Origin of the sequence: Klebsiella sp. K-3 (assembly GCF_051207495.1) — a bacterium.
Lineage (GTDB): Bacteria > Pseudomonadota > Gammaproteobacteria > Enterobacterales > Enterobacteriaceae > Klebsiella > Klebsiella aerogenes.
In genome coordinates, this window is sequence record NZ_JBPNXF010000004.1 from 1 (window position 1) to 25242 (window position 25242).

Here is a 25242-nt window from a genome sequence, read left to right on the forward strand (position 1 = left end):
GAAAGGCTCAGTCGCAAGACTGGGCCTTTTGTTTTATTTGTTGTTTGTCGGTGAGCGCTCTCCGGAGTAGGACAAATCCGCCGGGAGCGGATTTGAACGTTGCGCAGCAACGGCCCGGAGGGTGGCGGGCAGGACGCCCGCCATAAACTGCCAGGCATCAAATAAGAAGAACCCCGTACCGAAAGGTGCGGGTTTTTTACTGTGTGTGCGTCTATCTCCCCGGTGGCGCTGCGCTTACCGGGGCTACAGACCGCGTAGCAACCCGTAGCCCGGGAAAGGCGCATCGCGCCGCCCCCGGGGAAAGCCACTGTCATACCAACGTAAACGAAAGGCTCAGTCGGAAGACCGAGCCTTTTGTTTTTGTGTTTTGCGGACAGGTACTCCGCCATCTCCCCGGTGGCGCTGCGCTTACCGGGGCTACCGATCCGCACCTCCTGCGGGGAAGATCGCGCCATATCCACACGCTCACCTTCATTCAAAGCCATATAAAACCCCGTTGTTATACCCACTTCGCCATAATTCACTTTTTCACTGCTCATGTACTGACGTAAATCGCGAAAACCAGTGTTACGAAAAAAAATGTGAATACAATCACATATAAATAAATAACAATTATATAACATTTGGTTCACTAATTAATTTGTCCAAGTGACGTGTCACGCCCGATGAGACAGATTACGGTCTTTGCTGGAGCAAAATTATAATGACAGAAAGTAGCATTAACGAGCAGGGGGCCCTGGAGCAGGGCGATACCCGGCGCCGTGTGTGGGCAATTGTGGGTGCATCTTCAGGGAACCTGGTGGAATGGTTTGATTTTTATGTCTACTCATTTTGCTCACTCTATTTTGCGCACATCTTCTTCCCTTCAGGAAATACCACCACTCAATTGTTACAAACAGCCGGAGTTTTTGCCGCTGGCTTCCTGATGCGCCCCATCGGCGGCTGGCTATTTGGCCGCATTGCTGACCGGCGCGGACGTAAAGCCTCAATGCTTATTTCGGTATGCATGATGTGCTTCGGCTCGCTGGTGATTGCTTGTCTACCGGGATACGCCACTATCGGTACCTGGGCACCGGTGCTGCTGTTGCTGGCACGTCTGTTCCAGGGGCTGTCCGTTGGCGGGGAATATGGCACCAGCGCGACCTACATGAGTGAAGTGGCAGTAGAAGGAAAGAAAGGATTCTACGCCTCTTTCCAGTACGTTACGTTAATTGGCGGTCAACTGCTGGCGGTACTGGTCGTTGTCGCGCTACAGCAAATCCTCAGTGATGAAGACTTGCATGCCTGGGGATGGCGTATTCCTTTTGCGCTGGGCGCCGTACTGGCCATCGTCGCGCTGTGGCTGCGTCGTCAGTTGGATGAAACCTCGAAGCAGGAAACTCGTGCGCTGAAAGAGGCCGGTTCCTTTAAAGGTTTGTGGCGTAATCGCCGCGCTTTTGTCATGGTGCTGGGCTTTACCGCCGCTGGCTCGCTGACTTTTTACACCTTCACCACCTACATGCAAAAATATCTGGTGAATACCGCAGGCATGTCGGCCAGCACCGCCAGCATGATTATGACGGCGGCGCTTTTCGTGTATATGCTGGTACAACCGCTGTTTGGCGCCTTCTCGGATAAGGTGGGGCGCCGTACTTCAATGCTATGCTTCGGCGTGCTGGCGACGCTGTTTACCGTGCCAATCTTGAGTGCGCTGCAGAATGTTAGCTCGCCGTATGCCGCATTTGCGCTGGTGATTTGCGCGTTGTTGATCGTCAGCTTCTACACTTCCATCAGCGGTATCCTGAAGGCGGAAATGTTTCCAGCACAGGTTCGCGCGCTGGGCGTGGGCCTGTCCTATGCGGTAGCAAACGCGCTGTTCGGCGGTTCGGCTGAATATGTCGCGCTGTCGCTTAAATCTGCGGGAATGGAAAATGCCTTCTACTGGTACGTGACGGTAATGGCGGCGATTGCCTTCCTGGTCTCCCTGATGCTACATGGCAAAGGGAAGGGCCTGCGTTTGTAACCTTATTGACGCGCCAGTTGCCACACCGCATAGCCGGTGGTGGCGCCGGCGACATCCCAGGCGAAATCCTTCCAGCTCCAGCCGCTCCCAGCCGGGCGGCTGTCCCATAACTCTTTTGATGCCCCCAGACTAACGGAAAACATCAGGCCGATGGCGGCGCTGCGATCGCGGCTGTATCCCTGATGCTGCGCATATTCATTGCCGGCCGCGGAGAGCATTGCCGACGCGAGAAAGTGTTGGGCCTTGTCCTGACCACGCCAGGAATCATTGGCCATATGGCTGCAACCACTGAGCAGAAGAGGGATAATAATCACGAAGTAGCGCATAGTGCTTCCTGAAAAAAGCCCCGTATTACGGGGCGTTGATCTTAGAGAATGCGGCTGATAAGACGGTCGATGCGGATGCGTCGCAGACGGCGGATGAGCTTTTTCACCTTCACCGGATAGTCGGCGATGCTTTGTAGATCGCGATAATGCTTCACTACCGTCGTATGCGTACGGATGAGCTGAAGCTCCTTTTCCCGCATTTCGCGCAGTTGATGCTTAGGATCGTGGATAAGCACGGCATTTTCCAAATCCAGCCGCCAGGCGCGCGGATTGAGGTTGTTGCCGGTCAACAGCATCCATTCGTTATCAACCCACATACCTTTCAGGTGGTAGCTGTTATCGTCATCTTTCCATAAACGCACGATGAGCTGATCGGTATTCACATAATATTGCAGTCGGCTCAGGAAGCGACGCAGGTTAATTTCGTACAAATAAGGCAATGCGCCGATGATTTTAAACGGCTGATCTTCCGGGATATAGAAGTCGTTCGCGGTCTTATCGCCGACGATGATTTCCACTTTTTTGCCGCTGCGTAGCAGAGAAATAATGTTTCTGACCAGTACGGCGGGCAGGTTGAAATACGGGGTGCAGATGGTCAGCTTATGTTCCGCACACGGCATCAGGTGGAAGATAGTCTTGTTGAGCAGGCTCGATTTACCGAGCCCGACCAGCGGTGTGACTGACAGTTGATCTTCATCGGCATTGCCGGTGAAGTGATAGCCGCTTTCGCGCAGATCCTGGCGATACAGGCGGATATCATTTTTGATTTCCGGGCTTTTCGGCCGATCCGGGCGATCCAGTCGATTTACGCCGCGACCCTGTACCAGGTTGTGCTCGACCCAGTCGAACATTACGTCGGCCATCTTGCCGTTGCGGATACACTGATAGCGATCGTAGCGATATTTATCATGCTGATGCAGGTACACATCATTCAGGCTGGCGCCGCTATAGATGACGCTATCGTCGATGATGAAGCCTTTAAAATGGAGCACGCCGAGCGCTTCCCGGGTATTGACCGGGACGCCATAGACCGGGATTTCAATCCCAGGGTTTTCCAGGGCCATACGACAGTACCAGTCGGCATTGGTATTGGAAGCTGCTGCGCCGATGCGGCCGCGCTGGGCGCGATGCCAGTCAACCAGCACGCGTACATCCAGTTCCGGACGTTGACGTTTAGCGTCATACAGGGCTTGCAGTATTCCTTTTCCGCCATCATCTTGCTCGAGGTAGAGCGCAATAATGCAAATACGCTGGGTGGCGTGGGCTATCTTTGCCAGTAGCGCCTGGCGGAAATCAGCCGGCGCGTAAAAGAACTCGATATCATCAACTGACTGAGAGAGCTTAGGGAGTTGGGCAAGGTGTTGTTGATGTTTATTACGCTTAAATTTTGACAACATCACAGTGCGTTTCTTCTCTGTTTATTGAAGGGTCTTCTGTACCATGCAGACGACGTAAGCGGGCAATAATACCATCACTACCCGCGAATGTGGTCATTAATTGCTGTCGCTTGTCACCGAATGTAACGTATTTAGTGCAAGAGACAGGCTTACAATTCCGTCTTCTAACTGGATATCCACTGCAAAGCCAAGTTTCCTGGCGAGGCCTATCATGCCGCGGTTATTTGGCATGGTGATGCCATTTAAGCGCTGTAATCCGTGTCCTTGCGTGTAGGCGATCAGCTTTTCAAGGAGCTGTCGGCCAAGGCCTAAACCTTTCAGGTCCGAGCGTACCAGTACGGCAAACTCGGCATCAATATTATCAGGGTCGGAAATCGCTCTGGTCACGCCGAGGATCTCGCTTCCTTGCTCCGTGGCGCGTACCGCAACAAAAGCCATTTCACGATCGTAGTCGATCTGCGTCATATTGGCTAAGTCGTCATGGGTGAATTCGTTGATCTCGCTGAAGTAGCGGTAATAGAGATCTTCTTTGGTGACCTGCTCAATAAAGGCTAATAACAGAGGTTCATCCTCAGGCAGGATCGGCCGGAACAGGCAGCGCTCGCCGTTTTTCATTACCACCCATTCCTCAAGTTGCTGCGGATAGGGTCTGACTGCTAGCCGGCTTTCGCTGTCGCCGCTAAATGGCGCCAGGCTGAGAGTAACGTCGAGGGCGGTAAATTCGTTGCCGGAAGCAAGCAAGGGGTGAATATCCAGCCGCTGGATCTCGGGGCAATCGACGATCAGGTTAGAGACCTGTACCAGCAACTGGCTGAGACCGGGAATATCAAGCGGGCGTAGCGCGCTGCGTCCGCGGATCTTTTTGCTTTTGATGGCCTGGATCACCAGATAACGCGCCAGGTTCATATTCAGCGGCGGCAGGGCGACCGCGGCTTGATTTTCCGCTCGCCATTCGACGCCGCCCTCGCCAAGCATAATCAGCGGGCCGAAAAGCGGGTCATGCTCGACGACGACCCGAAGTTCCTGCGCCCCGGCGCGGTTGGCCATGCTCTGTACCAACAGGCCATGAATGCGTGCCTGCGGCCAGGCCATTTTTACCCGGTCAATAATCGCGTCCGCCGCCTGCTGGACTTCAGCAGCAGTACGCAAATAGAGCATAACGCCCTGAACTTCAGATTTATGCGGAATATCCGGCGAACGTAACTTCAAGGCCACCGGGTAGCCAATCTGCTCGGCGATATGTACCGCTTCGGCGCTGTCGGCGGCAATCCAGGTGGGAAGAGTATGGATGCCGTAGGCGCGCAGCACCGGGCTGACCTCATGGGTGTCCAGTGAGGTCGCGCCTTCGCTCAGCGCGCGCTGCAATAGCGTGTGAGCCTCGGCGGTATTGGCGGTCAACGTATCGGACAATACCGGCGTTTCACGGAGCTGTTTCTGGTTGCGACGGTATTCCACCATATGCATAAAGGCGGTAATGGTACCCTCGGGTGTGCGATAGGTTGGAATACCTGCCTCGCTAAATAGCCGTCGCGCCTCCTGGGAGGAGAACTCCCCGCACCAGTTCGTCAGCACCGTGACGTATTTTCCGCGCGGATGACGCTTAAGGGCATCAATCAACGCCAGCGCGCTTTCGGTACCCGGCGCCGCGGCGCTGGGGGAGTGAATCACCAGCAGCGCATCATAATCCTGGCTGTCCAGCAATACATTCAGCGCTTTGAGATAGTGCTCGCTACTGGCGTCATCGCGCAGATCCAGAGGATTAGCCACTTCGACGCCTGTCGGTAACGCCTGCCTGAGCTGGTCACAGGTGGCTTCACTGAGATTGGCGAGCTTGCCGTTACGCAGCCACAGTTCGTCCAACGCCAGCGCTGCCGGCGCGGCGCCATTACTGATGATCATCAGCTTTTCGCCGCGCAATGGGCGCATATGGCTCAGGGTTTCAACGGCGGAAAAGAGTTCATGGGTGTCCTGCACGCGCAGCAGCCCCGCCCGCTGAATAGCGGCGTCCCAGGCGGGATCCATCCCTGAGTTTACATGCAGTAATTTCTGCGCCGCCGGGCTGCGGCCGCTTTTAATGACCAGAATGGGTTTATTACGCGAGGCGCTACGGGCAGCGGAGACAAAACGCCGGGCATCGCTGAGATGCTCCAGATAGAGCAGGATAGCGCTGGTCTTGCTATCGCGGGCGAGAAAATCGAGCAGGTCGTCGACGTCGATATCAAGGCTATCGCCCAGCGCAATAAAGTACGAAAAGCCCATTTCACGCTGCTGCGCCCAGTCCAGAATGGTGTTAGAGACGGCGGCGGATTGCGAGATAAACGCCAGCTTGCCGCGCTGGATAGGGACCGGCGAAAAGCTGGCGTTCAGGCCCTGCCACGGCGCCAGCAGCCCCAGGCTGTTGGGACCGAGCAGACGCATTTGATAACGGGCGGCGCACTCGAGCAGCGCCGGGTACTGGTCTGGCTGTGAAGAGAGGATAATGCAGGTTTTACACCCTTTCCGCCCTAAGGCCTCGAGCAACTCGAGGTTGCGCCGGGCATTAGTACAGAGCACCGCCAGATCCGGGGTAAACGGCAGGCTGTCGATAGTCGGCCACGCCAGTACGCCAAGCACCGCCTTCCAGGCGGGCGTCACCGGCAGGACCGGGCCATTAAAACCGCCGGCCAACAGATTACGCATCATTAAATAGCCAGCGCGCTGCGGTTTCATCGATGCGCCAATGACGGCGATCGATTTTGGCCGCAGCAGTGCTTCCAGGCCTCGTTGGCTCATACCGGTCTCCTTTGATCCCCAGTGACCGAATGATTTTAAACGCTTTCAGCCTGTTGTGCTGTGATACTGCCCTTATGCTGCGTTTTTCCCGCCAGATAGCGGCTTCTGAACAGGCTAAAGTGATCGCCAAGCGCGGCAGCCGCCTGTGCGTCGCCGGCTAAGTCCAGCAGGGCGATGGCGACTTCCGCCGTACAGTACTGACCGTCGGCATGGGCTTCGCGCAGGTGATAGGCGGAGATGCGCGACAGGTCGACAGAGATTACCGGCAGCGCATCGAGATACGGGCTTTTGCGAAACATTTTCCGCGCTTCCGTCCAGGTGCCGTCGAGCATAATAAACAGCGGCGGCTTACCCTCCGGCGGGGCGCTCAGTACCTGGCGTTCCGCTCCGGCATAAGAGGCCGGAAAGACGACCATGGGCTGATAATCGGGGTTGGCGACCAGATCGAGCAGCGCCTGCGGCGGCTCGGTACGCGACCACTGAAACGCTTCGGTGTTGGGCAGAATATCGGCGATAAGGCGTCCGGTATTGCTGGGCTTCATTGGCTCGGTGTCGAACATCACCAGGCAAAAACGGCTGTCGGCAGGTGCCGGCGCCAGCGTTGCGCACAGACACTGTTTTAGGGGGAGCAGGCAGCGCTGACAGCGGCGGATACGGTTGCCGCGAGCAAGAAAAGGCCGGGTTGCGCGCGCGAGGCGTTCGGCGCGTAGCCGAAGGACAGCGTTATCAATCATGGGAGTCGCTAATGAAAAACGCTATTGTCGCAGAGGAGAAAACGGGGCACAAGCGATGCCCCGGTGGGTTTACTGCTGGTTGGCTTCGTTCAGCCAGCTATCGAAGGGCGCTTTGGGAACGGCGCCATTCAGCATGTCGACCATTTCACCATTTTTGAACATCATAATGGTTGGAATGCTACGGATGCGGAAGCGAGCGCTCAGTTCGCGTTCGGCTTCGGTGTTCACTTTCACAAAACGCATTTCGCCGCTGCGCTCTTCAGCCACATCTTCAAAGATCGGCGCGAAGCTACGGCATGGGCCGCACCACGGGGCCCAGAAATCAATAACGACTGGCAGATCGTCCTTTAATAGTTTATCCAGCGTTGCCCCGGTCGCGTTGATGACATCGCCGTCAAAAAGATCGTGGCCGCAGCGTCCGCACTTGGCGCCATCAGCGCTACGGTCTTCGGGGATGCGGTTAAGAGCCTGACAACTGGCACAAACGGTATTCATAACTAACCTCTGGTTATGGGGTTGCAGCGCGGCACGTGGCCGATTTGTTTCTGTAATGTTACATATTATCGATGAGGCGCGAATAAAGGACAATGTCTTTTGTTCGATGGTTACAATAGACCAAGGCTTTTAAATGAAATAATGGCTAAGTGAAGATACATCGGGTAATCTTCGCGCTTCGCGCAGCGCAGGTGGAGAAAATAGATGAGCGACGAACTGAAAAATAAAAGCGGCAAGGTCAAAGTGATGTATGTCCGCAGTGATGATGATTCTGACAAACGTACCCATAACCCGCGTACCGGGAAAGGGGGAGGTCGTCCAGGAAAGTCACGTGTTGACGGCCGCAGCCGCCCTGCGCGCGATGAACGTAACAGCCGCAGCGACGATCGCAAACGCGACGATCGCAAGCGCAATGATTTTAACCGTGATGATGCATCCCCGTGGCGTACCGTTTCCCGCGCCCCTGGCGATGAGACGCCGGTAAAAGAAGATCACGGCGGCATCAGCGGTAAGAGCTTTATCGATCCGGAAGTACTGCGTCGTCAGCGCGCCGAAGAGACTCGCGTCTACGGCGAGAACGCCTGTCAGGCGCTGTTCCAGAGCCGTCCGGAAGCCATCGTACGTGCCTGGTTTATCCAGAGCGTCACTCCGCGCTTTAAAGAGGCGCTGCGCTGGATGGCGGCCAACCGTAAGGCCTACCACGTTGTGGACGAAGCCGAGCTGGCGAAGGCGTCTGGTACCGAACACCACGGCGGCGTCTGCTTCCTGATCAAAAAACGTCATGGTACTTCCGTGGCCCAGTGGGTGGCGAAAGCAGAAGCCGAAGATTGCGTACTGGCGCTGGAAGATGTCGGCAACCCGCACAACCTCGGCGCGATTATGCGTAGCTGCGCGCACTTTGGCGTGAAAGGCGTAGTAGTGCAGGATGCCGGCGTGCTGGAGTCTGGCGCGGCGATCCGTACTGCAGAAGGCGGTGCGGAACATGTTGAGCCGATCACCGGCGACAGCTTTATCGATACCCTGACGCAGTTCCGTCAGGCTGGCTACGCTATCGTCTCTACGTCCAGCCATAACGGTACGCCGCTGTTTAAGGCCGAGCTGCCGAAAAAAATGGTGCTGGTATTAGGCCAGGAGCGCGACGGTCTGTCCGATGCGGCGATCTCCAGCTCTGACCTCAACGTCGCCATCGACGGCACCGGTAACGTCGAAAGCCTTAACGTCTCCGTGGCGACCGGCGTGCTGCTGGCGGAATGGTGGCGTCAGAATAAGGCCTGATATCGGTCTCTGAATGCAAAAAGCCAGCTGATGCTGGCTTTTTTATTGCCGTCGCTTACTCGCTTTCAGCGGGCAGCACCGGCATCCAGTCAATGGGCGCCTCGCCGCGTTCGGTCAGCCACTGGTTGGTTTGCACAAAGTGGTTGCAGCCGAAGAAACCTCGGTGCGCCGACAGCGGCGATGGGTGCGGCGCTTTCAGAACGCAATGGCGCTGGCGATCGATAATGGCGCCTTTTTTCTGCGCGTGTGCGCCCCACAATAAAAATACCACTCCTTCACAATGCTGGTTAATCAGCGCTATCACTTTATCGGTAAAGGTTTCCCAGCCGAGACTGGCGTGTGAATGCGCCTGGCCGGCGCGCACCGTTAACACGGTATTAAGCAGAAGCACGCCCTGGCGTGCCCAGCTTTCGAGATAACCATGCGCCGGGCGCTGAAAGCCGGGGATGGTGCCTTCCAGCTCTTTATACATGTTCAGCAGCGACGGCGGTATCTGCACTCCCGGTAAAACAGAAAAGGCCAGACCGTGCGCCTGTCCCGGGCCGTGATAGGGATCCTGACCTAAGATGACCACTTTGACCTCGCCCAGTTCGGTATAGCGAAAGGCGTTAAAGACATCTTTCTGCGGCGGATAGATAGTCATGCCGGACTGGCGCTCTTCGGCGACGGTCTTGAGGGTGTTGAGAAAATAGGGCTGCTGCTTCTCTTCCGCCAGCACGTCGTGCCAGGTTAATGGGGTGGTCATCTTGCTCTCCTGCAAAGTGTCATGCCCATAGCTTAACTGCTTCTTTCTGCATAACAAAATCGCGACGTTATTCCTGACTGATTGCGCATAAAAAAAATTGAAAATTTACAATATTTTTTATGGCATCTACTGGCGTAACTTGATGTAAAACAATACTATCCCTATATACCCACTTTGAGTGAGTGGTTTTTGTTGATTTAAATCAATGAATGCCGGGTGAGCGGCTGATATATATACACTCATACAACAATGGTTTTACCAATTGGCCGCTAAGAGGCCAAAATCGAATAAACACTGCCTGGGAGGCATCAAATGATTACTGGTATCCAAATTACTAAAGCGGCAAACGACGACCTGCTGAACTCTTTCTGGCTGCTGGATAGCGAAAAAGGCGAAGCGCGCTGCCTGTGTGCCAAGGGTGGTTTTGCGGAAGATGACGTGGTTGCGGTGAGCAAACTGGGTGAAATCGAATACCGTGAAATCCCGGTAGACGTGAAACCGGAAGTCCGCGTGGAAGGCGGTCAGCACCTGAACGTGAACGTGCTGCGTCGTGAAACCCTGCTGGATGCCGTTGAGCACCCGGAAAAATACCCGCAGCTGACTATTCGTGTTTCCGGCTACGCGGTACGTTTTAACTCTCTGACTCCGGAACAGCAGCGCGACGTTATCGCTCGTACCTTTACCGAAAGCCTGTAAGGCTCAAGCCAGATGTGAAAACGCCGGGATATCCCGGCGTTTTTTTTTACTCTTCGTTAGACGTTGACGGCGTCCCGGCAGCGCTTGGCTTACGGCGCTTACCGATGTTTTTGGTATCGCGGTGGCGTTTCTTCACCCGCGGCTTCTCTTTTTCTTTCTCTTTTTTCTCGGCGCGTTTCGCCAGTACTTTCTTTGAAGGCTTACCGGTTAACTTCTCGCTCGGCGCGCGGGTTTTCGGTCGCAATTCATCAATCACGCGCGCTTTCAGCGGTTCTTCAACGTAGCGGCCGATTTTGCCCAGCAGCAGGTGATCGTGCGCTTCAACCAGCGAAATAGCGGTGCCTTTCTTACCAGCACGGCCGGTACGGCCAATACGGTGCAGATAGATATCGGCGGTGCGCGGCATATCGAAGTTAAACACGTGGCTGACATCCGGAATATCAATACCGCGCGCGGCGACGTCGGTGGCAATCAGCACGTTCACGCGACCATCAGTCAGGCGTTTAATCGCTTCGTTACGTTTGATCTGCACCATTTCGCCTTCCAGCCAGCAGGTGGTAATGCCAGCTTCGTGCAGCTTAGCGGCCAGTTCGTGAACGCGCTCGCGTTTACGCACGAAGACGATAGAGCGGGTTGCTTCCGGCTGCTTCAGCAGATTAACCAGCAGCGCGGTTTTATGATCGATATCATCGGCGCGATAGTACCACTGGTGAATTTTTTTACGTTCGCGGGTCGACGGATTTGCAGAAACTTCAACCGGCTCTTCCAGCAGGCGTTCGGCAAAGTCTTTAATTGCATCGCCTTCCAGCGTGGCGGAAAACAGCATGGTCTGCTTGCGCCAGCGGGTTTCACCGGCGATGGTTTCGATATCCTGGGCAAAGCCCATGTCCAGCATGCGGTCCGCTTCATCAAGGATCAGCGTTTCTACCGCGCGGCAGTCGAAGTTCTCTTCTTTAATATACTGCAGCAGGCGACCGGTGGTGGCGACCACGATATCCTGGTTTTCGCTGAACACTTCCGCGTGGTTCATGTACGCAACGCCGCCGGTAATGGTGGCAATATCCAGATGGGTATGCTTCGCCAGTTCGCGGGCGTGATCGGCAACCTGCATCGCCAGCTCGCGGGTCGGCGTCAGGATAAGGATCCGCGGCGGCCCCGATTTCTTACGCGGGAAATCAAGCAGATGCTGCAACGCTGGCAGCAAATATGCCGCAGTTTTACCGGTGCCTGTCGGCGCAGAACCGAGAATATCACGGCCATCAAGCGCAGGCGGAATAGCGGCGGCCTGAATGGCTGTCGGGCGTGTGAAACCTTTATCCTGGAGCGCTTCCAGCAGGTTTTCGTCGAGTTCAAGTTCGGAAAAAGTCGTTACAGTCATGTTCTACCTCTGAGTGGGCCGCCGATTATAGACGTTACTGACGTAATGTTCATCTGTTTGTAAGGCTATCTGTTCTCCGGTATTGTGCATAGCCTTAAGCACAGGAGTTTTTGTCAGCAAGGTTTTGAGGATGTCTCAGTCGAAGTTTGCGCTGCCGCGCAATGGTTTTACCTTTAAACAATTTTTTGTCGCCCACGATCGCTGCGCCATGAAAGTCGGTACCGACGGTATTCTGCTGGGCGCCTGGGCGCCGATTGCTCAGGTGAAGCACGTGCTGGATATCGGAACCGGTAGCGGTTTGTTGGCATTAATGTTAGCCCAGCGTACCGCGGATTCGGTCCAATTGGATGCGGTGGAGTTGGATGAAGAGGCCGCGGCGCAGGCGCGGGATAACGTGGCGGCCAGCAGCTGGTCTGGACGCGTCGCGGTATTTCAGGCGCCGATTCAGCAGTGGCAGCCGCAGCCGCCGCGGCGCTATGAGCTTATCGTCAGCAATCCGCCGTTTTTTGCCGAAGGTGTACCTTGCGCGACGTCGCAGCGCGAACAAGCGCGTTATACCACCTCACTCGATCATACGACGCTGCTCGCCTGCGCCGCGGATCTGATTACCGAGGAGGGCTTTTTCTGCGTAGTGCTGCCGGTGGATATAGGTAATGCGTTTGTCGATAGGGCGAAAGCGATGGGATGGCATTTGCGCTTACGCACCGACGTGGCGGAAACAGAAATGCGTCCGCCGCATCGCGTCCTGCTGGCATTCTCTCCCAGCGCCGGCGAGTGTTTCAGCGATCGGCTGGTGGTTCGTGGGCCAGAGCAGCAGTATTCTGAAGGCTTTACCGCCCTGACCCGCGATTTCTATCTCTTTATGTGAGCAAGCGGCGAGAGCACCGACGGACCGCTGTTTTCCAGCGTGTCCGGATAGTCGAGCGTATAGTGCAGGCCGCGGCTCTCCTTACGCTGCATGGCGCAACGCACGATAAGCTCGGCCACCTGCACCAGATTGCGTAGCTCCAGTAAGTTATTGGAGACGCGAAAACGCGCGTAATACTCATCCAACTCTTGCTGCAGCATAGTAATACGCCGCAGCGCTCGTTCCAGCCGGCGGGTGGTACGCACAATTCCGACATAATCCCACATTAGCAGGCGCAGTTCGTGCCAGTTATGTTGAATCACCACCAGTTCATCCGGGATCTCAACCTGGCTTTCATCCCACGGCGGCAGCTGTTCCGCCGCTTGCGCCAGCGGCAGGCGTTTGGCAATGTCCTCGGCTGCCGACCAGCCGTACACCAGACACTCCAGCAATGAGTTCGAGGCCATGCGGTTGGCGCCGTGCAGCCCGGTGTAGCTCACCTCGCCGATAGCGTAAAGGCCGTCGACGTCGGTACGTCCGTTATCATCCACCATCACGCCGCCGCAGGTATAGTGGGCGGCGGGTACGATAGGCACCGGCTCTTTGGTTAAATCAATGCCGAGGCCGAGTAGCTTTTCATAAATCATCGGGAAATGTTGGCGAATAAACGCTTCGGGCTTATGGCTAATATCCAGATACATGCAGTCGACGCCGAGGCGTTTCATCTCATGGTCGATGGCGCGGGCGACGATATCGCGCGGGGCCAGTTCGCCGCGCTCGTCGAAGTCCGGCATAAAGCGGCTACCGTCAGGCCGTTTCAACAGCGCGCCTTCGCCGCGCAGGGCTTCCGTCAGGAGGAAGTTTCGCGCCTGTGGATGAAACAGCGCGGTAGGGTGGAACTGGTTAAATTCGAGATTGGCCACACGGCATCCCGCGCGCCAGGCCATGGCGATGCCGTCGCCGGAGGAGACATCAGGGTTGGTGGTGTATTGATAGACTTTAGCTGCGCCGCCGGTCGCGAGCACCACGGCTCTTGCGCTGCAGGTTTCTACCTTTTCCTTATTACGGTTCCAGATCCATGCGCCCACCACCCGCCGGGTACCCGGCAGGCCAATCTTATCGGAGATAATCAGGTCAACCGCGTTGCTACGTTCCAGAATGGTGATATTCGGATGTGCCAGCGCTTTGCCAACCAATGTCGTCTCAACCTCTTTACCGGTGGCATCGGCGGCATGCAGGATCCGCCGATGGCTATGGCCGCCTTCGCGGGTCAGATGGTAGCTCTCTTCGCCATTGGCCTGGACCTGGGTATCAAACAGTACCCCCTGATCGATAAGCCACTGTACGCAGGGTTTGGCGTTGCTTGCGACAAAGGAGACGGCATGACGGTCGCAAAGGCCGGCCCCGGCGATGAGCGTATCTTCGACGTGGGATTCGATGCTGTCGGTTTCGTCGAAAACGGCGGCAATCCCTCCTTGGGCATAGAAAGTTGAACCTTCGCTAACCGGGCCTTTGCTCAGGACGGTAACCGAGTGGCGTTCCGCCAGGCGCAGCGCCAGAGACAATCCGGCAGCGCCGCTGCCGATAATCAATACATCGCAGGAAAAGTCGGGAGTCGTCTTCATAGCTTCTGTTTAATTTACTAAACACAATGGCCTCACCATAGCACCTGGTGGGGCTAAATCGTACAATTATTTTCGTGAATAGTTGTGCGGGCTAAACAAGGCAGGCGGAAAAGTAAATATGTAAACGAAAGAAAATATTTGCGAAGCAGACCGTTACCTTCAGATTTTATAGTGAAAAATAAGTTGGGTTACGTTACCCTTCAGGCGGGCCTTGCGCTTTTTCTTCATTAGCTTACCTGGCGTTGAACAACGGGACTTATAATGAGAGATAACAATCAGTCCACCGTTGTCAGACAAAAATCAAAAGCGTAACGGAACTTTATTGTGTTCAGACACTCCAAACGTCTGCTTGCTCATAATGCAGTGCTTGGGTGGTGTTCTGAATACGCATGGGAATTGGGTTTGGGGAGACATTACCTCGGATGAGCGAGCAGTTAACGGATCAGGTCCTCGTTGAACGGGTCCAGAAAGGAGATCAGAAAGCCTTTAACCTACTGGTAGTGCGCTATCAGCACAAGGTGGCAAGCCTGGTCTCCCGCTATGTACCGCCGGGCGATATCGCTGACGTTGTTCAGGAATCGTTCGTGAAGGCGTGGCGTGCGCTGGATTCTTTCCGGGGGGATAGCGCTTTTTATACCTGGTTGTATCGTATCGCCGTGAACACGGCAAAGAATTATCTGGTTGCTCAGGGACGCCGTCCGCCATCAAGCGATGTTGACGCCAACGAGGCGGAAAACTTCGAAAGCGGCGGGGCATTGAAAGAAATTTCGAACCCTGAGAACTTAATGTTGTCAGAAGAGCTGAGACAAATAGTTTTTCGTACCATTGAATCGCTTCCGGAAGATTTACGCATGGCAATTACGTTGCGGGAGCTGGATGGCCTGAGCTATGAAGAAATAGCCGCCATCATGGATTGTCCGGTTGGCACGGTACGTTCGCGTATCTTCCGGGCACGTGAAGCTATTGATAATAAAGTTCAACCGCTAATCAGGCGTTGACGATAGCGGAATACTGGAAAAGGGTATCAGGCATGCAGAAAGAAAAACTTTCGGCCTTAATGGATGGTGAAACGCTGGATAACGAGCTGCTCAATGAGCTGAGTCGTTCTTCTGAAATGCAAAAAACCTGGGAGAGCTACCATCTCATCCGCGACACGCTGCGAGGCGATACCGCTGAGATGCTCCAATTTGATATCTCAGCTCGCGTGATGGCCGCCATCGAGAACGAACCTGCTCGTCAGGTTGCGCCGCTTATTCCTGAATCTCAACCCGCTCCACACCAGTGGCGTCAAATGCCTTTCTGGCAGAAAGTGCGCCCGTGGGCCAGCTCGCTTACCCAAATGGGCGTGGCAGCGTGCGTTTCTCTGGCCGTTATCGTCGGTGTCCAGCAGTATAACGGACACTCCGATGCCTCCCAGCAGCCGGAAGCGCCAGTCTTCAACACCATGCCGATGATGGGCAAAGCTAGCCCGGTTAGCCTGGGCGTTCCGGCCGATGCCTCAGCCGGCAGCGGTCAGCAGGCGCAGGTTCAGGAGCAACGTCGTCGTATTAATGCTATGCTGCAGGACTATGAATTGCAGCGTCGCCTGCACGCTGAGCAGCTTCAGTTTGGCCAGGCCCAGACTCAGCAAGCCGCTGTTCAGGTGCCGGGTTATCAAACTTTAGGAACGCAATCGCAGTAATGAAGCAACTTTGGTGTGCCATGTCGCTCATGGCAGGCAGCCTGTTCTTCTCCACCAACGCCTCGGCTGATACATCGTCCGGGGCGTTGTTGCAGCAGATGAACCTGGCTAGCCAGTCCCTCAACTACGAGCTGTCTTTTGTCAGTATCAACAAACAGGGCGTTGAGTCGCTGCGCTATCGTCACGTGCGGTTGAACAACCAGCCCCTTGCTCAGTTGCTGCAGCTCGACGGTCCTCGTCGGGAAGTGGTGCTGCGCGGTACTGAAATCAGCTATTTTGAACCCGGTCTCGATCCCTTCACCCTGAACGGCGACTATATCGTCGATTCCTTGCCGTCTCTGGTGTATACCGATTTCAAAAAGCTGGCCTCGTATTATGATTTCATCTCCGTTGGCCGGACGCGTATCGCCGATCGCCTATGTGATGTAGTGCGCGTGGTGGCCCGCGACGGTACGCGCTATAGCTACATTGCGTGGTTGGATGCCGAGACCAAGCTGCCGCTACGCGTCGACTTGCTCGACCGCGACGGTGAAACCCTGGAGCAGTTCCGGGTGGTCTCATTCAATATCGGTGATAACGTAAGCTCGAGTATGGAAGCGCTGTCAAAAGCCAGCCTGCCGCCGCAACTGTCGGTTCCGGAAAGCGGCAATAAAGCCAACTTTAACTGGGCGCCAACCTGGCTGCCGCAGGGCGTGACGGAAGTTTCCAGCAGCCAGCGTCGTTTACCGACCTTCGACGGTCCGGTCGAGTCTCGTCTCTATTCCGACGGTCTGTTTAGCTTCTCCGTTAACGTTAATCGCGCGACGGCTAACAGCAGCGATCAGCTGCTGCGCACCGGTCGCCGTACCGTCAGCACTTCGGTACGCGATAACGCCGAAATCTCGGTGGTTGGCGAATTACCGCCGCAAACGGCAAAACGTATCTCAGACAGCATTAAGTTCAGGGCCGCGCAATGATCAAAGAGTGGGCGACTGTCGTCTCCTGGCACAACGGCGTGGCGCAGGTTCACTGCGATGTTAAAGCCTCTTGCAGCAGCTGCGCCTCGCGCGCCGGCTGCGGTAGCCGGGTGCTCAATAAACTGGGGCCGCAAACCAGCCATACCATAAGCGTTCCCTGCGACCAGCCGCTGACGGCCGGGCAAAAAGTGGAACTGGGCATTGCTGAAAGCAGCCTGCTGGGTTCGGCGCTGCTGGTATACATGGCGCCGCTGTTCGGGCTGTTCGTGATGGCGTCGATTTTCCAGGTGCTGTTTGCCAGCGACATTGCTTCGCTGTGCGGCGCGTTGCTTGGCGGCGTCGGCGGGTTCCTGGTGGCGCGCGGGCTGTCGCCGAAGCTGGCTGCTCGCCAGTCGTGGCAGCCAGTGATTTTAAGCGTCGGTTTACCGCCGGATCTGCTGCGCGTTGATACGCCTTCCTCTGAAATGGGGCAGTGATTTCACTGTCCCTCATCTTTATTTACGCTTCCTGATACAACGCCACAATTCTGCCGTTATGCTGGATCTAACAGCATTTCCTGGTTTCGCGGATGTAGTGTAGAATGCGGCGTTTTCGGATTAAAAAACGTCAGGCACAGAACAGCGGCCTCATGAGACTCGTAAGGCATAATTAACTCTAAATATGAAGAATATACGTAACTTTTCGATCATCGCTCACATCGACCACGGTAAGTCGACGCTGTCTGACCGTATCATCCAGATTTGCGGTGGCCTTTCTGATCGCGAAATGGCGGCCCAGGTTCTGGACTCCATGGACCTTGAACGTGAGCGCGGCATTACCATCAAGGCGCAGAGCGTCACCCTCGACTATAAAGCCAGCGATGGTGAAACCTATCAGCTTAACTTTATCGACACCCCGGGCCACGTTGACTTCTCTTATGAAGTCTCGCGCTCCCTGGCAGCGTGCGAAGGCGCGCTGCTGGTGGTTGACGCCGGGCAGGGCGTAGAAGCCCAGACCCTGGCGAACTGCTATACCGCGATGGAAATGGACCTCGAAGTCGTTCCGGTTCTTAACAAGATCGACCTGCCTGCGGCCGACCCTGAGCGCGTAGCGGACGAGATTGAAGATATCGTCGGTATCGACGCTCACGACGCGGTTCGCTGCTCGGCGAAAACCGGTGTTGGCGTGCCGGATGTGCTGGAACGTCTGGTACGCGACATTCCGCCGCCGGAAGGCGATCCGGACGCGCCGCTGCAGGCGCTGATTATCGACTCCTGGTTCGATAACTATTTAGGCGTCGTGTCGCTGGTGCGTATTAAAAACGGCACCATGCGCAAAGGCGACAAAATTAAGGTAATGAGCACCGGTCAGGTCTATAACGCCGACCGTCTGGGCATCTTCACCCCGAAACAGGTTGACCGTACCGAACTCAAATGCGGCGAGGTGGGTTGGCTGGTGTGCGCCATTAAAGACATCCTTGGCGCGCCGGTGGGCGATACCCTGACCGCGGCGCGTAATCCAGCGGATAAGGCGCTGCCGGGCTTCAAAAAAGTGAAGCCGCAGGTCTACGCCGGTCTGTTCCCGGTGAGCTCTGATGACTATGAGAACTTCCGCGATGCGCTGGGCAAACTGAGTCTGAACGATGCATCCTTGTTCTATGAGCCGGAAAGCTCAACGGCGCTGGGCTTCGGCTTCCGCTGCGGCTTCCTCGGCCTGCTGCACATGGAAATCATTCAGGAGCGTCTGGAGCGTGAATACGATCTTGACCTGATTACCACCGCGCCGACGGTAGTCTATGAAGTAGAAACCACCTCTAAAGAGGTTATCTACGTCGATAGTCCATCGAAGCTGCCGCCGCTGAATAATATTCAGGAACTGCGTGAACCGATCGCCGAATGTCACATGCTGCTGCCGCAGGAGTTCCTCGGCAACGTGATTACCTTGTGTATCGAGAAACGCGGCGTGCAAACCAACATGGTTTACCACGGCAAACAGGTTGCGCTGACCTATGAAATCCCGATGGCGGAAGTGGTCCTCGACTTCTTCGACCGTCTGAAGTCCACCTCCCGCGGCTATGCGTCGCTGGATTACAACTTCAAGCGCTTCCAGGCTTCTAACATGGTGCGCGTTGACGTACTGATCAACGGCGAGCGCGTCGATGCGCTGGCGTTAATTACGCACAACGACAACGCGCCGTATCGTGGCCGCGAGCTGGTCGAGAAGATGAAAGAGCTGATCCCGCGTCAGCAGTTCGATATTGCGATTCAGGCGGCTATTGGTAACCACATTATCGCGCGCTCTACCGTGAAACAGCTGCGTAAAAACGTCCTGGCGAAATGCTACGGCGGCGACGTCAGCCGTAAGAAAAAGCTGCTGCAGAAGCAGAAAGAAGGTAAGAAGCGTATGAAACAGGTTGGTAACGTTGAACTGCCGCAGGAAGCGTTCCTCGCCATTCTGCACGTTGGTAAAGACGGCAAATAATCTAAGGAGTTGGCATGGCGAACATGTTTGCCCTGATTCTGGTCATTGCGACCCTTGTGACAGGGCTGTTGTGGTGCCTGGATAAGTTCGTATTCGCACCAAAACGTCGTGAACGTCAGGCCGCTGCTCAGGCAGCGACTGGCGATCAGCTGGACAAGAAAACGCTGAAGAAGGTTGGCCCAAAGCCGGGCTGGCTGGAAACCGGCGCCTCGATCTTCCCGGTGCTGGCGATTGTGCTGATTGTGCGTTCGTTTATCTATGAGCCGTTCCAGATCCCGTCAGGTTCGATGATGCCGACTCTGCTGATTGGCGATTTTATCCTGGTGGAGAAATTCGCCTACGGCATTAAAGATCCGATCTACCAGAAAACGCTGATCGAAACCGGCCATCCGAAGCGTGGCGACATCGTGGTGTTTAAATATCCGGAAGATCCGCGCCTTGACTACATCAAGCGTGCGGTTGGTCTGCCGGGGGATAAAGTCACTTACGATCCGGTGGCTAAGCAGGTGACGATTGAGCCTGGCTGCGCGTCGGGCCAGGCATGCGGGAGCGCCTTGCCGATCACCTACTCAAACGTTGAGCCGAGCGATTTCGTTCAGACCTTCTCCCGTCGCAACGGCGGTGAAGCCACCAGCGGTTTCTGGCAGCTGCCAAAAGGCGAAACCAAAGCCGACGGTATTCGTCTGACCGAGCGCAAAGAGACGCTGGGCGAAGTGACCCACCGTATTCTGACGGTACCTATCGCTCAGGATCAGGTGGGGATGTACTATCGTCAGTCCGGTCAGCCGCTGGCGACATGGGTCGTTCCGCCGGGTGAATACTTCATGATGGGTGACAACCGCGACAACAGCGCCGACAGCCGTTACTGGGGCTTCGTGCCGGAAGCGAACCTGGTGGGTAAAGCCACCGCCATCTGGATGAGCTTCGAAAAACAGGAAGGTGAGTGGCCAACCGGCGTACGTTTATCGCGCATCGGCGGCATCCACTAATTCCTTGTCTTAATTCGCGCTGCCGGTGCAATAATGGCAGCGCGAATTATTTAGTATTTAAATCCATCCAAACTAACGACATCCCTTGTCGTTGCGTATAGAATATCCCCCCGAAGTTTTTGGTTGTCTCTCGAAAGAGTGACACTGCACACGAAACCGCGTTGGTTAGTTTCTGCCCTTATATATCAAGGGTATGTATGCTCAGGTCGGTTTCGTGTGCTGCATCTTTGACGCATTCATTTATTGGTAACGCATGAACCCCATCGTAATTAATCGGCTTCAACGAAAGCTGGGCTACACTTTTGTTCATCAGGAGCTGTTGCAACAGGCATTAACTCACCGCAGTGCCAGCAGCAAACACAACGAGCGTCTCGAGTTTTTAGGCGACTCTATTTTAAGTTTCGTGATCGCCAATGCGCTCTATCATCGTTTCCCTCGGGTAGACGAAGGAGATATGAGCCGTATGCGCGCGACGCTGGTGCGAGGCAATACGCTGGCGGAAATCGCCCGCGAATTTGAACTGGGCGAGTGCCTGCGCCTTGGGCCTGGCGAGCTGAAGAGCGGCGGTTTTCGTCGCGAATCGATTCTGGCTGACACCGTAGAAGCCTTAATCGGCGGGGTTTTCCTCGACAGCGATATTCAAAATGTTGAACGCTTAATCCTCTCCTGGTACCAGACTCGTCTGGATGAAATCAGCCCGGGCGATAAGCAAAAGGATCCGAAGACTCGTCTGCAGGAGTATCTGCAGGGGCGTCATCTGCCGCTGCCGTCCTACCTGGTCGTCCAGGTACGCGGCGAAGCGCACGATCAGGAATTTACTATCCACTGCCAGGTCAGTGGCCTGAGTGAACCGGTGGTTGGCACAGGTTCCAGCCGTCGCAAGGCGGAGCAGGCTGCCGCCGAACAGGCGCTGAAAAAACTGGAGCTGGAATGAGCGAAGAAAAAAGTTATTGCGGATTTGTCGCCATCGTTGGTCGTCCAAACGTTGGCAAATCCACGCTGTTGAACAAGCTGCTGGGGCAGAAGATTTCGATCACTTCCCGTAAAGCGCAGACTACCCGTCACCGCATCGTCGGTATCCATACCGAAGGGCCGTATCAGGCGATTTATGTTGATACCCCGGGCCTGCATATGGAAGAGAAGCGCGCGATTAACCGCTTAATGAACAAAGCGGCCAGCAGCTCGATTGGCGACGTGGAACTGGTTATCTTTGTCGTTGAAGGCACCCGCTGGACGCAAGATGACGAGATGGTGCTGAACAAGCTGCGCGATGCGCGCGCGCCGGTGATTCTGGCCGTCAACAAAGTTGATAACGTGCAGGAAAAAGCGGATCTGCTGCCGCACCTGCAGTTCCTTGCCAGCCAGATGAACTTCCTCGACATCGTGCCGATCTCTGCGGAAACCGGCACCAACGTTGATACTATCGCGTCGATCGTACGTAAACATCTGCCGGAAGCGATCCATCACTTCCCGGAAGATTACATTACCGACCGTTCCCAGCGCTTTATGGCCTCCGAGATCATCCGCGAAAAGCTGATGCGTTTCCTCGGCGCTGAACTGCCGTACTCCGTGACCGTCGAAATTGAACGTTTCGTGAGTAACGAACGCGGCGGTTACGACATCAACGGCCTGATCCTCGTCGAGCGTGAAGGGCAGAAGAAGATGGTAATTGGCAACAAAGGCGCCAAAATCAAAACCATCGGCATCGAAGCGCGCAAAGACATGCAAGAGATGTTTGAAGCGCCGGTGCACCTCGAACTGTGGGTCAAAGTGAAATCCGGCTGGGCCGATGACGAGCGCGCGCTGCGCAGTCTCGGTTACGTTGACGACCTCTGAGTTAACGCAACGTGGATGGATGGCAGCGCGCCTTTGTCCTGCATAGCCGACCGTGGAGCGAAACCAGTCTGATGCTGGACGTCTTCACGGAAGAGTCCGGCCGCGTGCGCCTGGTTGCCAAAGGCGCACGCTCCAAACGTTCTAATCTCAAAGGCGCTTTACAGCCCTTCACCCCCTTACTGGTTCGCTTCGGCGGCCGCGGCGAAGTCAAAACCCTTCGCAGCGCGGAAGCCGTCTCGCTGGCGCTGCCGCTCAGCGGCATCACGCTCTACAGCGGTCTTTACGTTAACGAACTCATCTCCCGTGTGCTCGAGCACGAAACGCGCTTCTCCGAACTCTTTTTCGACTACCTGCACTGCATTCAGGCCCTTGCCGGGACCAGCGGTTCGCCGGAGCCCGCGCTGCGGCGCTTTGAACTGGCGCTGCTCGGGCACCTGGGCTATGGCGTTGATTTCCTCCACTGCGCCGGCAGCGGCGACCCGGTGGATGACACCATGACCTACCGCTATCGTGAAGAAAAAGGCTTTATCGCCAGCCTGGTGATTGATAACAGCACGTTTACCGGGCACCATTTGAAAGCGTTGGCTAGCCGAGAGTTTCCGGATGTAGATACGCTGCGCGCCGCGAAGCGCTTTACCCGCATCGCCCTGAAGCCGTATCTTGGAGTGAAACCGCTCAAGAGCCGGGAACTGTTTCGCCAGTTTATGCCCGCGCGAAAGGCGCGAGCCGATAATACGAATAATGATTAACGAGGATTGTCATGGCTGAATTACTGTTAGGGGTCAATATTGACCACATTGCGACATTGCGTAACGCGCGCGGTACCGCTTATCCGGATCCGGTGCAGGCGGCTTTTATTGCTGAACAGGCCGGCGCCGATGGTATTACCGTGCACCTGCGCGAAGACCGCCGCCATATCACCGATCGTGACGTGCGCATCCTGCGCCAGACTCTGCACACCCGAATGAACCTTGAAATGGCGGTCACTGAAGAGATGCTGGCGATTGCCTGCGAAACTAAACCGCACTTTTGCTGCCTGGTGCCGGAGAAGCGTCAGGAAGTGACCACCGAGGGTGGGCTGGACGTGGCCGGACAGCGCGATAAGATGCGCGATGCCTGTCAGCGCCTGGCGGATGCCGGTATTCTGGTCTCCCTGTTTATTGACGCGGATGATGAGCAGATCAAAGCGGCTGCCGACGTGGGCGCGCCGTATATCGAAATCCATACCGGCTGCTATGCCGATGCCAAAACCGATGCCGAACAGGCAAAAGAGCTTGAGCGTATCGCCAAAGCGGCGACTTATGCCGCCAGCCTTGGTCTGAAGGTGAATGCCGGTCACGGTTTGACCTATCACAACGTGAAAGCCATTGCCGCCTTGCCGGAAATGCATGAGCTGAATATCGGTCATGCCATTATTGGTCGCGCGGTGATGAGCGGCCTGAAAGAAGCTGTCGCGGAAATGAAACGCCTGATGCTGGAAGCGCGCGGCTAATGGCGATTCTCGGGCTGGGTACCGACATCGTCGAAATCGCCCGCATCGAAGCGGTGATCGCCCGTAGCGGCGATCGCCTGGCGCGCCGGGTGCTGAGCGATCACGAATGGAGCATTTGGGAGCATCATCAGCAGCCGGTGCGTTTTCTGGCAAAACGCTTTGCGGTCAAAGAAGCGGCGGCGAAAGCGCTCGGAACCGGTATTCGCAACGGCCTGGCGTTTAATCAGTTCGAAGTTTTCAACGATGAATTAGGCAAGCCGAAACTGCGGCTATGGGGCGAAGCAAAGCTATTGGCTGAACGGATGGGGGTAAGCGCTATTCACGTCACTCTCGCCGATGAACGCCACTATGCCTGCGCCACGGTGATCGTCGAAAGCTAAACCCGCGGTTAAAGCTTATCCGCGTGGTGCATGAGCACGAATTTATCCCACAACTGTTCTTCATTCTCGACGTGCGCCGGATCTTTGAGAATAGTATTCGGGATCGGGCACACTTTCTGGCAGGTTGGCGTGTCGTAGTGGCCCACGCACTCGGTGCAGCGATCGCTGTTAATCTCATAAATGCTCTCGCCCATCGAAATGGCCTCATTCGGGCACTCCGGCTCGCACATATCGCAATTGATGCATTTTTTGGTGATTAACAGCGCCATCAGGAAAATCTCAGAAACAACACAAACAGGGCGGGCATTATACGCCCATTTTCTACTCAGACCAGCTTTTTCACCAGCGCTTCGCTAGCGTGTATATTTATAATCCCGTTGACCCTGAATATGTACCTGGTACATTTATCAACTTGCTTGTTGTACCCTGTACACTTATGATGATTTTATAATCATGATACGCAGGATGCGGTATGTACACTTTTATTGAGCTGCAGGGTTTCAGTAAACGGCGTCAAGCGCTTCTACCGGATGACGAGTTTCGCGTTTTTCAGGAGATGTTGATTGAGGATCCTGAGGCTGGCGATACCATTGCAGGGACTGGGGGATTTCGAAAAATTCGCTGGAGCCGACCGGGGATGGGCAAGCGTGGCGGGGTGAGAATTATTTATTACAATGTGACGCGTAAAGGGCGAATTTATCTGGCATTGGTCTATCCCAAAAATGAGCTGGATGATTTAACGGAAGAACAAAAGAAGATGCTGAAACAGTTATCCGATATGCTGGAATAACGCTGAGTTTCTATCACTCCACGGGACCACGGTGTCAGTGGTGTCCACGAGGGCGATGAGGTACAGATGAAAGACGAATTATTTGCCGATCTGCTGGCCAGTGCAGAAGAAATGGTGAGAATTGAAAAAGGTGAACAAACCCCTGAGCCGCAGCATGTTCACACCTTTAGCCCGATCGATGTGAAAGCGATTCGCGAAGCGACGGGCTTAAAACAACAGGATTTTGCCCTGGCGGTAGGGGTGAGCTACGACCTGGTAAAAAGCTGGGAAACAAAACGACGCCAGCCAACCGGGGCACCGCGAAAATTGCTGCTTTTATTACAGATAAATCCTTTTATTATCAATCAGCTAAAAACAATTTGATGT

27 protein-coding genes are annotated in these 25242 nt (G+C 55.3%); 18 read left to right on the top strand and 9 right to left on the bottom strand.

Annotated features, from left to right (window positions below; genetic code table 11):
* The first annotated feature begins 703 nt into the window (after positions 1-703).
* Positions 704-2002 carry an MFS transporter gene (locus tag ACSEMK_RS06950; protein ID WP_430914699.1) on the top strand — a complete coding sequence of 433 codons (1299 nt, stop codon included), beginning with the start codon at positions 704-706 and terminating at the stop codon, positions 2000-2002.
* A 2-nt stretch (positions 2003-2004) separates the two neighbouring features.
* Here ACSEMK_RS06950 and ACSEMK_RS06955 read toward each other — a convergent pair whose 3' ends face one another.
* The 5 genes from ACSEMK_RS06955 to trxC all read right to left on the bottom strand — a co-directional run bounded on the left by ACSEMK_RS06955 (position 2005) and on the right by trxC (position 7726).
* Positions 2005-2328: a YfiM family lipoprotein gene (locus ACSEMK_RS06955; RefSeq protein ID WP_430914700.1), complete on the bottom strand. Its 324-nt coding sequence runs from the start codon at positions 2326-2328 to the stop codon at positions 2005-2007.
* A 41-nt stretch (positions 2329-2369) separates the two neighbouring features.
* Positions 2370-3725, bottom strand: a complete 1356-nt coding sequence (gene pssA / locus ACSEMK_RS06960; protein ID WP_395226954.1) for a CDP-diacylglycerol--serine O-phosphatidyltransferase — start codon at positions 3723-3725, stop codon at positions 2370-2372.
* A 96-nt stretch (positions 3726-3821) separates the two neighbouring features.
* Entirely contained in the window at positions 3822-6497 is a 2676-nt protein-coding gene (locus ACSEMK_RS06965; RefSeq protein WP_087858387.1) for a bifunctional acetate--CoA ligase family protein/GNAT family N-acetyltransferase, read from the bottom strand.
* Positions 6498-6532: 35 nt separating this feature from the next.
* On the bottom strand, positions 6533-7231 hold the full coding sequence (gene tapT / locus ACSEMK_RS06970) for a tRNA-uridine aminocarboxypropyltransferase (RefSeq protein ID WP_430914701.1): 699 nt from the start codon (positions 7229-7231) through the stop codon (positions 6533-6535).
* 69 nt (positions 7232-7300) lie between these two features.
* A complete protein-coding gene (trxC, locus tag ACSEMK_RS06975; RefSeq protein ID WP_015370277.1) occupies positions 7301-7726 on the bottom strand; it encodes a thioredoxin TrxC in 426 nt (141 codons plus the stop codon).
* 204 nt (positions 7727-7930) lie between these two features.
* Between trxC and ACSEMK_RS06980 the strand changes: the two genes are divergently transcribed.
* The gene (locus ACSEMK_RS06980; RefSeq protein WP_430914702.1) at positions 7931-9001 is read left to right on the top strand and encodes a tRNA/rRNA methyltransferase; all 1071 of its coding nucleotides are present in this window, start codon (positions 7931-7933) and stop codon (positions 8999-9001) included.
* 55 nt (positions 9002-9056) lie between these two features.
* On the opposite strand, the gene ung is transcribed toward ACSEMK_RS06980, so the two are convergent.
* Complete coding sequence (gene ung, locus ACSEMK_RS06985; protein ID WP_047067112.1) at positions 9057-9746, bottom strand: uracil-DNA glycosylase; 690 nt, start codon at positions 9744-9746, stop codon at positions 9057-9059.
* A 312-nt stretch (positions 9747-10058) separates the two neighbouring features.
* On the opposite strand from ung, the gene grcA reads away from it, so the two are divergent.
* Complete coding sequence (gene grcA, locus ACSEMK_RS06990; RefSeq protein WP_002914084.1) at positions 10059-10442, top strand: autonomous glycyl radical cofactor GrcA; 384 nt, start codon at positions 10059-10061, stop codon at positions 10440-10442.
* 46 nt (positions 10443-10488) lie between these two features.
* Here grcA and srmB read toward each other — a convergent pair whose 3' ends face one another.
* Complete coding sequence (srmB, locus tag ACSEMK_RS06995; protein ID WP_087858389.1) at positions 10489-11820, bottom strand: ATP-dependent RNA helicase SrmB; 1332 nt, start codon at positions 11818-11820, stop codon at positions 10489-10491.
* A gap of 130 nt (positions 11821-11950) precedes the next feature.
* On the opposite strand from srmB, the gene trmN reads away from it, so the two are divergent.
* A complete protein-coding gene (trmN, locus tag ACSEMK_RS07000) occupies positions 11951-12688 on the top strand; it encodes a tRNA(1)(Val) (adenine(37)-N(6))-methyltransferase TrmN (protein ID WP_087858390.1) in 738 nt (245 codons plus the stop codon).
* On the opposite strand, the gene nadB is transcribed toward trmN, so the two are convergent.
* The gene (nadB, locus tag ACSEMK_RS07005; RefSeq protein WP_015703185.1) at positions 12673-14292 is read right to left on the bottom strand and encodes an L-aspartate oxidase; all 1620 of its coding nucleotides are present in this window, start codon (positions 14290-14292) and stop codon (positions 12673-12675) included. The two genes, trmN and nadB, sit on opposite strands and share 16 nt — an antisense overlap.
* Before the next feature lie 363 nt (positions 14293-14655).
* On the opposite strand from nadB, the gene rseD reads away from it, so the two are divergent.
* From rseD to acpS, 12 genes are all read left to right on the top strand, one after another.
* Positions 14656-14718 (top strand): rpoE leader peptide RseD, encoded by a 63-nt coding sequence (gene rseD / locus ACSEMK_RS07010; RefSeq protein WP_350425049.1) that lies wholly within the window; start codon positions 14656-14658, stop codon positions 14716-14718.
* Positions 14715-15290, top strand: a complete 576-nt coding sequence (gene rpoE / locus ACSEMK_RS07015) for an RNA polymerase sigma factor RpoE (RefSeq protein ID WP_002914074.1) — start codon at positions 14715-14717, stop codon at positions 15288-15290. Before rseD ends, rpoE begins: the two co-directional genes overlap by 4 nt.
* Positions 15291-15322: 32 nt before the next feature.
* Positions 15323-15973: an anti-sigma-E factor RseA gene (gene rseA, locus ACSEMK_RS07020; protein ID WP_015370285.1), complete on the top strand. Its 651-nt coding sequence runs from the start codon at positions 15323-15325 to the stop codon at positions 15971-15973.
* Positions 15973-16929, top strand: a complete 957-nt coding sequence (gene rseB / locus ACSEMK_RS07025) for a sigma-E factor regulatory protein RseB (RefSeq protein ID WP_045392783.1) — start codon at positions 15973-15975, stop codon at positions 16927-16929. The genes rseA and rseB overlap by 1 nt, the downstream gene beginning before the upstream one ends.
* Entirely contained in the window at positions 16926-17405 is a 480-nt protein-coding gene (rseC, locus tag ACSEMK_RS07030) for a SoxR-reducing system protein RseC (protein WP_045392781.1), read from the top strand. The genes rseB and rseC overlap by 4 nt, the downstream gene beginning before the upstream one ends.
* Before the next feature lie 184 nt (positions 17406-17589).
* The gene (lepA, locus tag ACSEMK_RS07035; protein ID WP_008803765.1) at positions 17590-19389 is read left to right on the top strand and encodes a translation elongation factor 4; all 1800 of its coding nucleotides are present in this window, start codon (positions 17590-17592) and stop codon (positions 19387-19389) included.
* A gap of 14 nt (positions 19390-19403) precedes the next feature.
* Complete coding sequence (gene lepB / locus ACSEMK_RS07040) at positions 19404-20378, top strand: signal peptidase I (protein WP_047067114.1); 975 nt, start codon at positions 19404-19406, stop codon at positions 20376-20378.
* A 253-nt stretch (positions 20379-20631) separates the two neighbouring features.
* Positions 20632-21312 (top strand): ribonuclease III, encoded by a 681-nt coding sequence (rnc, locus tag ACSEMK_RS07045; protein WP_020078171.1) that lies wholly within the window; start codon positions 20632-20634, stop codon positions 21310-21312.
* On the top strand, positions 21309-22214 hold the full coding sequence (gene era / locus ACSEMK_RS07050; protein WP_015370290.1) for a GTPase Era: 906 nt from the start codon (positions 21309-21311) through the stop codon (positions 22212-22214). The genes rnc and era overlap by 4 nt, the downstream gene beginning before the upstream one ends.
* 11 nt (positions 22215-22225) lie before the next feature.
* The gene (recO, locus tag ACSEMK_RS07055; RefSeq protein ID WP_430914704.1) at positions 22226-22963 is read left to right on the top strand and encodes a DNA repair protein RecO; all 738 of its coding nucleotides are present in this window, start codon (positions 22226-22228) and stop codon (positions 22961-22963) included.
* Between the two features lie 11 nt (positions 22964-22974).
* Complete coding sequence (pdxJ, locus tag ACSEMK_RS07060) at positions 22975-23706, top strand: pyridoxine 5'-phosphate synthase (RefSeq protein WP_042893102.1); 732 nt, start codon at positions 22975-22977, stop codon at positions 23704-23706.
* On the top strand, positions 23706-24086 hold the full coding sequence (acpS, locus tag ACSEMK_RS07065) for a holo-ACP synthase (RefSeq protein ID WP_271031818.1): 381 nt from the start codon (positions 23706-23708) through the stop codon (positions 24084-24086). The genes pdxJ and acpS overlap by 1 nt, the downstream gene beginning before the upstream one ends.
* An 8-nt stretch (positions 24087-24094) precedes the next feature.
* On the opposite strand, the gene ACSEMK_RS07070 is transcribed toward acpS, so the two are convergent.
* Positions 24095-24355, bottom strand: coding sequence for a YfhL family 4Fe-4S dicluster ferredoxin (locus tag ACSEMK_RS07070; RefSeq protein WP_015370294.1), 261 nt, complete (start codon positions 24353-24355; stop codon positions 24095-24097).
* A 203-nt stretch (positions 24356-24558) separates the two neighbouring features.
* Between ACSEMK_RS07070 and ACSEMK_RS07075 the strand changes: the two genes are divergently transcribed.
* Both ACSEMK_RS07075 and nadS read left to right on the top strand, forming a co-directional pair.
* Positions 24559-24876 (top strand): type II toxin-antitoxin system RelE/ParE family toxin, encoded by a 318-nt coding sequence (locus tag ACSEMK_RS07075; protein WP_271031817.1) that lies wholly within the window; start codon positions 24559-24561, stop codon positions 24874-24876.
* A 66-nt stretch (positions 24877-24942) separates the two neighbouring features.
* Complete coding sequence (gene nadS / locus ACSEMK_RS07080; RefSeq protein WP_015703180.1) at positions 24943-25239, top strand: NadS family protein; 297 nt, start codon at positions 24943-24945, stop codon at positions 25237-25239.
* The last annotated feature ends 3 nt before the right edge of the window (positions 25240-25242 follow it).